This window comes from Algibacter lectus (genome assembly GCF_004368925.1).
GTDB classification, from domain to species: domain Bacteria; phylum Bacteroidota; class Bacteroidia; order Flavobacteriales; family Flavobacteriaceae; genus Algibacter; species Algibacter lectus.
The window spans coordinates 934,372-948,082 of the sequence record NZ_SORL01000008.1 but is presented as its reverse complement, the minus strand read 5'-3'; the positions used below and the strand labels follow the sequence as shown (position 1 = coordinate 948,082).

Genomic DNA, 13,711 nt, shown 5'->3' with positions numbered 1-13,711 from the left:
AAAGGCTGTTACTATTTCTTTATCGAAAAATTAAATGTGGCTCCTTGTCCCAATTCCGAAGTTACACTTATTTTTCCGCCTAATTTTTCAACTATTTTTTTTACTGTAGCTAAGCCGATACCGTGCCCTACTTGACCAAATTTATCCTGATTGGCAACCTTTGTAAATAATTTGAAAATTTTAGTTTGATCACTAAAGTCAATGCCCGGACCATTATCTTTTATATAAAACTTATAATGTGTATTGCTCTCCTGTGCATTTATTTCAATAAGCACATCTTCTTTATCACTGTACTTAATAGCATTACTTACCAAATTCATTAGAATATGATGAATAGCCGTTTTATTAACACGCACAGTCTCTAAAGAAGACTTTAAAACCATTTTCACATGATGATCCGAATTAAATAGTTGAGCAATTTCGGTGGTCAATTCTTGTAAATCAATGGTAGCTTTACCTTCTTTCAAAAGTCCATCACTTCTACTATAACTAAGTAATCCGTCAACTAAATCTCGAAGACTATCTGCAGAACTCATAATTAACTCTAAAAGTTTTAAACCTTCTGCGTCAATATCTAATTTATAATCTGTAATAAATATTTCTGCTAAACTAGAGATATTAATTAAAGGTGATTTTAAATCGTGAGCCGCAATGTATGCAAAACGCTCTAATTCATGATTTTTCTCTTCTAAATCTGTTAGTGTTTTCTCTAATAAAAATTTGTTTTTACGCAGTTCTAACAAATTCATAACCTGATTTGACAGCGCAGACAAAGACTTTATTTGTCCTTCATTTAAAACATTTGGCTTATGATCCATAACACACAAAGTCCCCAATGGCAATCCATTTTTACTTGTAAGTTGTGCACCAGCATAAAAAATAGCATTAGAATCTCCTGTTACAAGCGGATTATCATGAAAACGAAAATCTTCTCGTGTATCGGGAACAATAAAAACACCATCGGTATTATTTATAGCGTGAGCACAAAAGGATTGTTCTTTTGGAGTTTCGGTAATATCTACACCATGGTGCGATTTAAACCATTGGCGTTTATTATCCAATAGACTAATTAAAGCAATTGGGGTACCGCATATTTCGGCAGCAATAGCCGTAATATTATCATAATCTGTTTCTGGAAGCGTATCTAGTATGTTATAAGACTCCAGATTTTTAAGCCTTTCAGCTTCATTTTCTGGTATATCTGGGGTAACCATAATAATTAAATTTAAGATTATAGCAAATTACTTCATATCAACGAAATAATCCCACAATAAATTGTTAAATTTAACTACACAAATAAACCCAACACATTAAAAGCCTTCTATTTACGAAACCTAAAAAGCATATATAATGTGAGTTACCTCTCCCTAAAAGTTACTTTAAAAAATTGATATTTCTTTTTAAACCAGCAAATTTAGTCCGTTTAACTGCAGATTTTTGAAACACTTTTTTGAAAGTATCTTCAGTAATTTCTTCCCAATCTTTTTTAGTCATTGAAAGTAATTCGGGATGCGGATTAAATAACGGCTCACTATGTGCTTTAGAAAATCGATTCCATGGGCAAACATCTTGACAAACATCGCAACCAAACATCCAATCGTCCATTTTGCCTTTAAAGGAAGGAGGAAGGTTTTCTTTTAACTCAATGGTTAAATAAGAAATGCATTTACTACCATCTACAACGTATGGTTCCACAATAGCTTCGGTAGGGCAAGCATCAATGCAAGCCGTGCAACTACCACAATGGTCAGTAGTAGCAGAATCGTACTCCAACTCTAAATCAATAATAAGTTCGGCTATAAAATAGAATGAGCCCACTTTCTGTGTTATTAAATTACTATGCTTCCCTACCCAACCTAAACCAGACTTAGCGGCCCAAGCTTTATCTAAAACAGGTGCAGAGTCTACAAATGCTCTACCACTAACCTCGCCAATTTCATCTTGAATAAAATGTAACAGGTGTTTCAATTTATCCTTTATAATATGATGATAATCATGTCCGTAAGCATACTTACTTAATTTAGGTGCGCTAGTATCTTGTTGAACTTCCGAAGGAAAATAATTTAATAATAGCGACACCACACTCTTAGAATCTTCCACCAATAAAGTTGGATTTAAGCGCTTATCAAAGTGATTTTCCATGTAGCGCATTTGCCCATTCATGTTTTTGTTCAAATAGTTTTCTAAACGTGGTGCTTCTTCTTCTAAAAATTGAGCTTTGCTTATACCACAAGACAAAAAACCGAGGCGTTTGGCTTCGGTTTTAATTAAAAGGGTATAATCTTCTTTGTTCACGTTATTTCTTAAAAAAGTCCGCCTTGAGTTGGGCCTTTTACACGACCTAAATGTTTATAAGCTTGTTCTGTAACTTCTCTACCACGAGGCGTACGCATAATAAAACCTTGCTGAATTAGAAAAGGTTCATAAACTTCTTCTATAGTTTCAGAACTTTCACTTACTGCCGTTGCAATTGTAGATATTCCAACTGGCCCACCTTTAAACTTGTCAATAATGGTAGTAAGTATTTTATTATCCATTTCATCTAGACCATGTGCATCCACATGTAATGCTTCCAAAGCATATTTAGCTATAGTGATATCTATACTACCATTTCCCTTTATCTGGGCAAAATCACGAACACGACGTAACAATGCGTTAGCGATTCTAGGTGTACCACGGCTACGACCCGCTATTTCAATGGCAGCCTCCATGGAGATTGGAACGTCTAAAATAGTAGCACTTCGTTGTACAATATTAGTTAGTAAGTCTGTTTTATAATACTGTAGCCTACTTTGTATTCCAAAACGTGCTCTCATTGGTGCTGTAAGAAGACCTGAGCGCGTTGTAGCTCCAACCAAAGTAAATGGGTTTAGATTTATTTGAACGGAGCGCGCATTAGGCCCAGTTTCAATCATGATATCAATTTTATAATCTTCCATAGCCGAGTATAAATACTCTTCAACTATAGGGCTTAACCTATGGATTTCATCTATAAATAAAACGTCACGTTCATCAAGATTGGTAAGTAAGCCTGCCAAATCTCCCGGTTTATCCAATACAGGACCAGAAGTTATTTTGATTCCAACGTTTAATTCATTAGCCAAAATATTTGCCAGGGTTGTTTTACCAAGCCCTGGAGGTCCATGAAATAAAGCATGATCTAAAGCTTCACCACGTTGGTTTGCTGCTTGAACAAATATTTGAAGATTTTCCAAAACCTGATCCTGCCCCGTAAAATCATCAAATGACAAGGGTCTTAATTGTTTTTCAACATCTAATTCTTCAGGTGAAAAATGCTCGTCGCTAGGATCTAAATTTTCATTCATTAAACAAATATATTTTTAAGCTACTTAAAGCATTCAAACGTGATTAAACTATATAGCAAATATAAATAAAAAGCCTCTCCAAAATGGAAAGGCCTTTATTTATATCAATTTCTCTTGTACGAGATGCCTTTTAACAAGGCCCAAATTATTAGTGCTGTAATTCCTCTTCACCTTCCATTAAAGGAACATCTTGAGGTACAAAATCTACATCGTGACCTGGTTTACTATAATCGTAAGCCCAACGGTGTACGTGAGGAATCTCACCTGGCCAGTTACCGTGAATATGCTCTACGGGAGTTGTCCACTCTAAGGTAGTCGATCTCCATGGGTTCTGTGTTGCTTTCTTACCATAGTACATACTTGCAAAGAAGTTGTACAAATAAATTAACTGAACAACACCACCAACTAAAGCGAAAATAGTAATGATTACGTTAACATTAGCTAAATCATCAAATAACGGAAAGTTAGAGTTTGTATAGTAACGACGAGGTAAACCTGCCATACCAATAAAGTGCATTGGGAAAAATACTCCATAAGCACAAACTGCTGTTATCCAGAAGTGAATATAACCTAAGTTCTTGTTTAACATACGACCGTACATTTTTGGGTACCAATGGTAGATACCAGCAAACATACCATAAAGAGCAGATATACCCATTACTAAGTGGAAGTGAGCTACTACAAAATATGTATCGTGAACGTTTATATCTAAAGCACTATCACCTAAAATAATTCCTGTTAAACCACCAGTAATGAATGTTGATACAAAACCAATAGAGAATAACATAGCAGGATTCATCTGTAAGTTACCTTTCCATAACGTGGTAATCCAGTTGAATGCTTTTACCGCAGATGGGATTGCAATTAATAAAGTTGTGAAAGTAAACACAGAACCTAAGAAAGGATTCATACCTGAGATAAACATATGGTGACCCCATACAATTGTTGAAAGGAAAGCAATAGCCAAAATTGAAGCAATCATGGCACGGTAACCAAAAATAGGTTTACGTGAGTTAGACGCCATAATTTCAGATACTAATCCCATTGCAGGTAATATTACAATATATACCTCTGGGTGACCCAAGAACCAAAATAAGTGTTCGAATAATACAGGTGAACCACCTTGATAGTGTAATACTTCACCTTGAATAAATATATCTGATAAGAAGAATGATGTTCCAAAACTTCTATCCATAATCAATAATAACGCTGCAGATAATAGTACAGGGAAAGAAATGATCCCAATTACCGCAGTAATAAAGAATGCCCAAATTGTTAATGGCAATCTTGTCATTGACATACCTTTTGTACGTAAGTTAATTACCGTTACAACATAGTTAAGAGATCCTAATAATGACGAAGCAATAAATATCGCCATGGCAACTAACCAAAGTGTCATTCCCATACCTGAACCACCTTGAGCCATTGGTAAAGCACTTAATGGAGGATAAATTGTCCAACCAGCTGCTGCAGGTCCTGCCTCAACAAATAATGAAATTACCATGATTACACTTGATAAAAAGAATAACCAATAAGAAACCATATTTAAGAAACCAGATGCCATATCACGTGCACCAATTTGCAATGGAATTAACAAATTACTAAACGTACCACTTAATCCGGCTGTAAGTACAAAAAATACCATAATGGTACCATGAATAGTTACTAATGCTAAATAAATATCTGCATCCATAACACCTCCTGGAGCCCATTTACCTAATAACGCTTCAAATAATACATTAGGCTCTTCTGGCCATGCAATTTGCATACGAAACATTAAAGACATCAAAATTCCAATAATCCCCATAAAAGTACCAGTTACAAGGTACTGCTTAGCGATCATTTTATGGTCTTGACTAAATATATATTTAGTTACAAACGTTTCTTTATGATGATGTCCGTGGTCGTCGTCGTGAGCGTGAGTATCTGCGTGTGCTGACATAATCTTATATCGTTTTTATCTTTTTAATTAGTTAATTAGAGAATTTTTGAATTCTTTTTGCTCCTTAATCCAAGCATCATATTCTTCTTGTGTTTCTACAATAATCTTCATTTGCATATTGTAGTGCGATTTTCCACAAATTTTATTACAAAGTAACAAGTAGTCAAATTCGTAACGTTCTAAAGCCTCTTCACCTTTAGCAACTAACGCCTTACTCTTTTCAACTCTTATCTCGTTAATGTTTGTAACCTTCTCTTGTATTTGTTGTGTTTGACGCATATCTGCAGTAGTTACTGTAGGCGTGAATCCAAATTGAGTAATCATACCAGGAACACAGTTCATTTGCGCTCTAAAATGAGGCATATAAGCTGAGTGTAATACATCTTGAGAACGCATTTTAAACAAAACAGGCTTCCCAACAGGTAAATGCAATTCCGTTGTAATGATATCATCCTGAGCATTAGGATCAGCTTCATCCAAACCTAAAATATTAGCTCTATCGATATCGATTAAGCGCACGTTAGCTTTTCCTAAAGTATTATCAGCTCCAGAATATCTAGCTTTCCAATTAAATTGTTGTGCATATAGCTCAATTACTAATGGATCGTCACTTTCGTCAACACTAGTAATGTTAATCCAAGTACTTAAACCGTATATAATTAAACCAGCTAATACAATTACAGGAATTATAGTCCAAATGAACTCTAACTTGTTATTATCAGCAAAGAATAATGCTTTCTTACCTTTTTCACCTTTATATTTAAAAGCGAAATAATGTAATAAAAACTGAGTTACAGTCTGTACAAAGAAAATAAGCACCATTGAGATAACCATTAAGTTATCAATGATTGGGCCATGAGCAGAAGCAGAATTTGACATTAATGGCAAATCTCCCCATTTAACAAAACATACAATGGTAATGATATAAATGAAAGCTAAAAAGCCCATCATTAAATATGCATTCATTGTGTTGTCTTTGTCTGTGGCAACAGCACTGTTTTCTCCTTTAGCCTGAGCTAAATCGAAAATTTTAACCATTTGCCATATGGCAACTAAAATAAATACTAAAACTATAATTGTTAATAAAGCAGTCATTGGTATCGTTCGTCTTTATTTATTTCTTAATTAATAATGAAAATCTTCACTTTCTTTTCTAAAAGGGTAACCTTTTACTAATAGTGGTGCTTTTGTTAAAGCGGTGAACACTACAAATATGAATAAGCCTGCGAAAAGTAAAACAGAAGCTATTTCAGGAATTCCAATAAACCATCTATCCCCAACGGTTGCTGGCATGATCATGTTAAAAATATCTACATAATGTCCGAATAAAATAACTAATCCAGCCATAACAACAAACCATGGAATACGTTTGTACTCAGCATTCATTAATAGTAGAAGTGGAAATACAAAGTTCATAACAACCATTCCTAAGAAAGGTAATTGATAATCTTGGAAACGTGTTACGAAATAAGTTACCTCTTCTGGTATATTAGAGTACCATATAAGCATGAACTGTGAGAACCATAAGTATGTCCAGAAAATACTAATTGCAAACATAAACTTAGCTACATCATGCAAATGGTTTTCATTAACAAACTCTAAATAATTTTTAGACTTTAAGTAAATAGTAACTAAAGCAATTACTGTAATTCCACTTACAAACATACTTGCGAAAACATACCATCCAAATAAAGTAGAGAACCAGTGTGGATCTACACTCATAATCCAATCCCAAGACATAATAGATTCTGAATAAATAAAGAATACTAAGAATGCCGCAGAAATACGGAAAGACTTTTTAAAGTTACTGTTATCTTCAGCTGTATCTTGTGCAATTGAAAACTTACGTGCAAAGTGACGGTATAAACTCCATCCTGCAATAAAAACTAAACCTCTTACAGCAAACCAACCAATATTTAACCAGCCTGATTTACCATCAATTAATTTATCATAGTGATGACTTTCTGGGTTAGTAACCTCAGGATTCATCCACATAAAGATATTATAATGACCTATAGTACCAGAAGCTACAGCAATTGCAAGAACAATTAATGCACCTGGTAATAAGTAAGCGGTAATGCCTTCCATGACTCTAAATAATACTGGTGACCATCCTGCTTGTGCAGCAATCTGAATAGCATAAAATGCTAAAACACCTAAAGCTATCATCATAAAGAAAAATGCCGCAACATATAAAGCAGACCATGGTCTATTCGCTATTTGATGTTGTACATGTTCCACATGCTCCTTATGAGCATCTACGTGATGTTCTCCAGATTTAGCATGAGCTGTATCGCCGTGAGCGTTTTCTTTTGCATGTGCATCATGAGCCGGTGCTGCATGAGCTACATCTTCACCATGACCACCACCGTGATGCGCTTCTTCTGCAAGTAAGGTTTCAACCTCTTCAAAAGATAAATGAGATGTAAAAAAACCATAACCAACGCCTATTGCTCCTAAAAGCATTAGAATGAAAGAGAATGTCTTTAATTTATTTGAAAATGTGTACATATCTATAATAATCTTATCAATCTTACTTTTCTAAATCTGCCTTCAACGTTAAAACATAACTAACAACTTGCCAGCGTTCTTCTTCGTTTATTTGGTTAGCATACGATCCCATAGCATTCTTACCATAGTAAATAGTATGATAAATACTTCCAGCGGTAATAGCTCTACCAGCGTCATCGTAACTTGGAATACCCAAGATCTTTTCACGCTTTACTAAGTTTCCTTGTCCGTTACCTTTAGTCCCGTGACAGATTCCACAGTAAATATTGTATAACTCTTTTCCTCTTTCAGTATCAATATCATCAGCGCTAAGCGGACTCATTAAAGTGGCCTTTGCTAATTCATATCCTGCAGTAGAGTTTTCAATATCAAAAGGTACATGACCTCTTGCTACAGAACCTTTAGCAGGTATTTGAGCCTCTACTCCATCTTTGAAAGCTGCTTCACCGTAAGTTTCATAACCAGCAGACTCATACATGTTAGGCATAAACTGGTAGTTAGGTGCTGTATCTTTTTTACAAGAAACAGCTACTAAAACAACTGCAATTACTAATATTTTAATTAAGCTTTTCATACTATAAATTAATGTGCTTTATCAACTAAATTAATTTCTACGGCTCCTGTTCCTGCTAATAACTCTTCTAGCTCTTTTTCGTTTCCATCAACAGCAATTTCCATTAAGAAATGATCATCAGTTGTTCTTGGATCTGGATTTTCAGCATTTTTAAATGGCCACATTCTACTTCTTAGGTAAAAGGTAAGTACCATTAAGTGAGCTGAGAAAAATACCGTAAGTTCGAACATAATTGGAACGAAAGCAGGCATGTTTTCAATGTAGCTAAAACTAGGTTTACCACCTATGTTTTGAGGCCAGTCTTCAATCATTATGAAATTCATCATAACAGTTGCTACAGTTAAACCTATTAAACCATAAATGAACGCCGTAATAGCAATACGAGTAGGTGCTAAACCCATCGCTTTGTCTAGTCCGTGAACTGGAAATGGTGTATATATTTCTTCGATATGAAATCGTTCTGCCTTAACCTTTTTAACAGCCGACATTAAAACGTCATCATCCGTATAAATAGCGTGAATTACTTTAGATGCTTCCATTATCTACGCTTCGTTTTTTTTGTTAGTTACTTTATCTACAGTCGTTCTTGCGTCTGCTCCTGTACCTGCTAAACTATCACCTCTTTCTCTGATATTCTTGTAACGTTCACCAGAAGATTTCAAAATAGTTTTAACCTCTGCTTGTGCAATTACCGGGAATGTTCTTGAATATAATAAGAATAATACAAAGAAGAATCCAATAGTTCCAACAAATATTCCAATATCAACAAATGTAGGAGAGAACATTGTCCATGATGAAGGTAAGTAATCTCTATGTAACGATGTTACGATAATTACAAAACGTTCGAACCACATTCCTATGTTTACAACAATAGATATAAAGAAAGAGAACATAATACTTGTTCTAAGTTTTTTAAACCACATAAACTGTGGAGAGAATACGTTACAAGACATCATTGCCCAATATGCCCACCAGTAAGGTCCAGTTGCTCTGTTTAAGAACGCGTATTGTTCGTACTCTACACCAGAGTACCATGCAATAAATAACTCAGTAATATATGCTACACCAACGATAGAACCCGTAATCATAATTACAATATTCATTAATTCGATGTGTTGTACTGTAATATAATCTTCAAGGTTACATACCTTTCTCATAATAATAAGAAGTGTATTTACCATAGCAAATCCAGAGAATACCGCACCAGCAACAAAGTATGGAGGAAAAATGGTAGTATGCCATCCTGGTATTACCGATGTCGCAAAATCAAAAGATACAATAGTATGTACAGAAAGTACTAATGGTGTTGCTAAACCTGCAAGTACCAAAGATACTTCTTCAAAACGCTGCCAATCTTTAGCTCTACCAGACCAACCGAAACTTAATAATGCATAAATTTTCTTTTGAAAAGGCTTTACAGCGCGATCTCTTAGCATAGCGAAATCAGGAAGTAAACCTGTCCACCAGAATACTAATGATACTGATAAATACGTTGAGATTGCAAATACATCCCAAAGTAACGGAGAGTTAAAGTTAACCCATAATGAACCAAATTGATTCGGTATAGGTAACACCCAATATCCTAACCATGGACGACCCATGTGAATTACAGGGAATAAACCAGCTTGAACAACAGAGAAAATTGTCATGGCTTCCGCAGAACGGTTAATAGCCATTCTCCATTTTTGACGGAATAATAATAGTACCGCAGAAATAAGTGTTCCTGCGTGACCAATACCAACCCACCAAACGAAGTTAGTAATATCCCAAGCCCAACCTACAGTTTTGTTCAAACCCCAAGTTCCAATACCTGTTGAAATGGTATAAATAATACATCCTATACCCCAAAGGAAAGCTGCTAATGCTATAGAAAAAACTATCCACCATTGCTTATTCGCTTTTCCTTCTACAGGTTTGGCCACATCCACAGTAACGTCGTGGTATGATTTTTCGCCTGTAACTAAAGGTCTTCTAATAGGTGCTTCGTAATGAGACGCCATAATTATATAATTGATTCTTTAATTAGATTTATGCTTCTGTTGTATTTCTCACTTTTGTTTGATACTGTACGTTAGGTTTTGTTCCCACGTGTTCTAACAGGTGATACATACGGTTATCTTCTTTAAGTTTTGCAACTTGACTTTCTTTATCGTTGATATCTCCAAATACCATTGCACCACTGCTACAAGCCGCAGAACATGCTGTTTGGAACTCACCATCTTTAATAACACGTCCATCACGTTTAGCATCAAGAATAGTTTTTTGTGTCATTTGAATACACATAGAACATTTTTCCATAACACCACGAGAACGTACTACAACATCTGGATTTAATACCATACGTCCTAAATCATCATTCATATGATAATCGAACTCATCGTTTCCATTATATAAGAACCAGTTAAAACGACGTACTTTATAAGGACAGTTGTTAGCACAATATCTTGTACCTACACAACGGTTATAAGCCATGTGGTTTTGACCTTGACGACCGTGCGATGTTGCTGCCACAGGACATACTGTTTCACAAGGTGCGTGGTTACAATGTTGACACATGATTGGTTGGAAAGCTACTTGAGGATTCTCTGAAGCATGCTCCATTTCACCAAACTCGCTTAATGAGCTTCCTAAACCAGAAATATTTTCTTTCTTTTCGTTATCACCATCGAAAGACTCTTCCGAAGAATAGTATCTATCAATACGTAACCAGTGCATATCGCGACTTCTACGAACTTCAGACTTACCAACTACTGGTACATTATTTTCAGCGTGACAAGCTATAACACATGCCCCACAACCTGTACAAGAATTTAAGTCTATAGATAAGTTAAAGTGATGTCCAATAGAACGATCAAACTCATCCCATAAGTCAACACTAGGATCTGTAACTGGAGTTTCTTTATGATTTAAAGAAACCATAGCCATAGGGTTCCACTCTTGCTTATCTTTAGTATTGAATATTTCTAAAGATGTTTCTTTAATGATATCCCCACGCCCCATTAAGGTATTATGCAATTGTACTGAAGCAAATTCATGCTCACCAGCTGCCGCCTCAACAGTTACGTTCTGTACTGTATTAAAGTTATGGTAGAAAGCAAAGGCATTTACACCTGTTTGCATCTCTTCTTTTAATCCTTTTGTTTTACCGTAACCAAAAGATAATCCAACAGAACCTTTAGCTTGTCCTGGTTGTATTAAAACAGGTATAGTTAAACTAACACCATTTACAGTAACATTTGCATAACTACCATTTAACGCACCGTTTGCAACGTGTTTGTTCATTAAACCTAATGCTTCTGCATCAGCTTTAGAAACCGTTAAATAGTTATCCCAAGATGTTCTAGTAATTGGATCTGGAAACTCTTGTAACCATGGGTTATTGGCTTGTTGCCCATCTCCCATACCTACTTTGGTATATAATGATAATTCTAATCCGTTTGAAGCAGCAGAAGCCACTAAAGCTTTAGCAGCAGCAACACCTCCAATAACAGAAGCTCCGTTAACTGCATTACTAGCACTTATAGTTGAAGTCGATGTGCTCGTAGTAAACTCATCTTCATCTTCTTTCTTAATACCAACACCTACAGCAACATCGTGAAGAAGTCCCCCCACTAAAGTTCGGTCTTTCTTATCTTTTAATTCTGTAGTTGATGTTGTTACTGTTTTCGTTGAACCAGTATTTAATCCACCAATTGAAGAGCCATAAACATAAACACCATCGTGTAATGCTTGATTGAATGAATTCCCACCTAATACGCTAGAATTCCAGTTGTTCTTAATATAATCGTGAAAAGTATCTTCATTACCTGTCCATTTTAATAATGCATCTTGAAACTGACGCGTATCAAATAATGGGCGGATAGTAGGTTGCATTAGAGAATAATGACCTTTTTTGATTTCAACATCACCCCAAGATTCTAAATAATGTGGTTCTGCTGCTATATATTCAGTTTGAGTTGAAGTCTCATCTTCTTTTAAAGAAAAAGCGATTGACAATTCAACATTCTTTAATCCTTCTGAAAAGTCTGAAGCGTTTGCTAAGCTATAAACCGGATTAACACCGCTCATGATAACAGCACCAACTTTTCCAGCTTTCATATCAGCAACTAATTTAGTCACTGCTTTATCGCTACCTTGTCTAGTCTTTATTGGAGTACTAGGATCGAACGCTTTACTTTGTAATGCTTCATTTATTTCTAAAACAATAGTTTGAGCATTCACATCTTGAATACCAGTAACTACAACTGCATTACTTCCTGCTTTTTTAATTTGAGATGCTGCATTTTTAACAGCTTCATCAACTTTAGGCGATAATGTTCCAGAAACAGAACCATTTACAACATAGCTATATAATTTAGCTAAAGCTATTTTCTGTTCTGATGGTGTTAATGGCACACGCTTATCTGCATTTGCACCAGTAAGAGACATATTCGATTCAAACTGAATATGACGAGACATTTTACCATGGTTAGGCACTTTGTTTTTCGCATATCCTGAATCGAAACCACCACCTTGCCAATCTCCTAAGAAATCAGCTCCTATAGAAACGATTGTCATCGCTTTAGAGAAATCATAGTTTGCTAAGCCGCGCTCACCATATTTAGCTTGGTAAGCATCAAGAGCAGCAGACTCTGATATAGCATCGTAAACCACATGGCTTACATTACCATATTTATTTTTAAATTCAGTAATTAACTTATCAGTAGAAGGACTTGCAAAAGTTTGTGTTAATAACACAATACTCTTGTTTGCTGCTGCTAAATCCGTTAATTTCTTAGTTGTTTCACTATCAAAAGTATCCCAAGTAATAGAATCTCCAGCCTTTTTTGGACCTTGAACTCTTAAACTATCATACAATCCTAATACAGAAGCATTAACTCTAGCGTTAGCACTACCATTGGTAGCTGCCATCACATTGTTCTGAATTTTAATTGGACGACCTTCACGGGTTTTCACTAAAACACTAGCAAAATCAAAACCATTCGCTATAGTAGTTGCGTAATAGTTAGCAACACCAGGAATAATTTCTGTTGGTTGTACTACATAAGGAATCGCTTTTTTAACAGGACCCTCACAAGCAGCTAAAGATGCTGCAGCGGTACTAAACCCAACATACTTTAAGAAATCGCGACGCGTTGTAGAGCTTTCTTCTAATGTATCTTTATCTCCTAAAAATTCATCGGTAGGAATCTCAGCTACAAACTCGTTTTGTTTAAGCGTCTCAACAATAGAGCTATTTTCGTTTAGCTCTTCAACACTTTTCCAGTATTTCTTGTTTGATGACATATTATATAATTGAATTACTTCTTATTAATTTTTAAAAGCTCTCTGCTTTCACAGAAAAGAAAAACTATTTTT

The 13,711-nt window shown here is 35.3% G+C and carries 10 protein-coding genes; all 10 read right to left on the bottom strand.

The window, feature by feature from the left end; all coding sequences use genetic code 11:
* Nucleotides 1–11: 11 nt before the first annotated feature.
* Entirely contained in the window at nucleotides 12–1,214 is a 1,203-nt protein-coding gene (locus DFQ06_RS12460; protein ID WP_042504720.1) for a sensor histidine kinase, read from the bottom strand.
* Between the two features lie 160 nt (nucleotides 1,215–1,374).
* Entirely contained in the window at nucleotides 1,375–2,295 is a 921-nt protein-coding gene (queG, locus tag DFQ06_RS12455) for a tRNA epoxyqueuosine(34) reductase QueG (RefSeq protein WP_042504718.1), read from the bottom strand.
* An 8-nt stretch (nucleotides 2,296–2,303) separates the two neighbouring features.
* The gene (gene ruvB, locus DFQ06_RS12450; RefSeq protein ID WP_133967965.1) at nucleotides 2,304–3,326 is read right to left on the bottom strand and encodes a Holliday junction branch migration DNA helicase RuvB; all 1,023 of its coding nucleotides are present in this window, start codon (nucleotides 3,324–3,326) and stop codon (nucleotides 2,304–2,306) included.
* A 148-nt stretch (nucleotides 3,327–3,474) separates the two neighbouring features.
* Nucleotides 3,475–5,268 (bottom strand): cytochrome c oxidase subunit I, encoded by a 1,794-nt coding sequence (locus DFQ06_RS12445; RefSeq protein WP_042497561.1) that lies wholly within the window; start codon nucleotides 5,266–5,268, stop codon nucleotides 3,475–3,477.
* A 27-nt stretch (nucleotides 5,269–5,295) separates the two neighbouring features.
* On the bottom strand, nucleotides 5,296–6,363 hold the full coding sequence (locus tag DFQ06_RS12440; RefSeq protein ID WP_133967963.1) for a cytochrome c oxidase subunit II: 1,068 nt from the start codon (nucleotides 6,361–6,363) through the stop codon (nucleotides 5,296–5,298).
* A gap of 30 nt (nucleotides 6,364–6,393) precedes the next feature.
* Nucleotides 6,394–7,779 (bottom strand): quinol:cytochrome C oxidoreductase, encoded by a 1,386-nt coding sequence (locus DFQ06_RS12435; protein ID WP_042504715.1) that lies wholly within the window; start codon nucleotides 7,777–7,779, stop codon nucleotides 6,394–6,396.
* A gap of 22 nt (nucleotides 7,780–7,801) precedes the next feature.
* Entirely contained in the window at nucleotides 7,802–8,353 is a 552-nt protein-coding gene (locus DFQ06_RS12430; RefSeq protein WP_133967961.1) for a c-type cytochrome, read from the bottom strand.
* 8 nt (nucleotides 8,354–8,361) lie between these two features.
* A complete protein-coding gene (locus tag DFQ06_RS12425; protein ID WP_042504712.1) occupies nucleotides 8,362–8,892 on the bottom strand; it encodes a DUF3341 domain-containing protein in 531 nt (176 codons plus the stop codon).
* Nucleotides 8,893–8,895: 3 nt separating this feature from the next.
* Entirely contained in the window at nucleotides 8,896–10,353 is a 1,458-nt protein-coding gene (gene nrfD, locus DFQ06_RS12420; RefSeq protein ID WP_042504711.1) for an NrfD/PsrC family molybdoenzyme membrane anchor subunit, read from the bottom strand.
* A 28-nt stretch (nucleotides 10,354–10,381) separates the two neighbouring features.
* On the bottom strand, nucleotides 10,382–13,639 hold the full coding sequence (locus tag DFQ06_RS12415) for a TAT-variant-translocated molybdopterin oxidoreductase (protein ID WP_133967959.1): 3,258 nt from the start codon (nucleotides 13,637–13,639) through the stop codon (nucleotides 10,382–10,384).
* Nucleotides 13,640–13,711 lie beyond the last annotated feature (72 nt).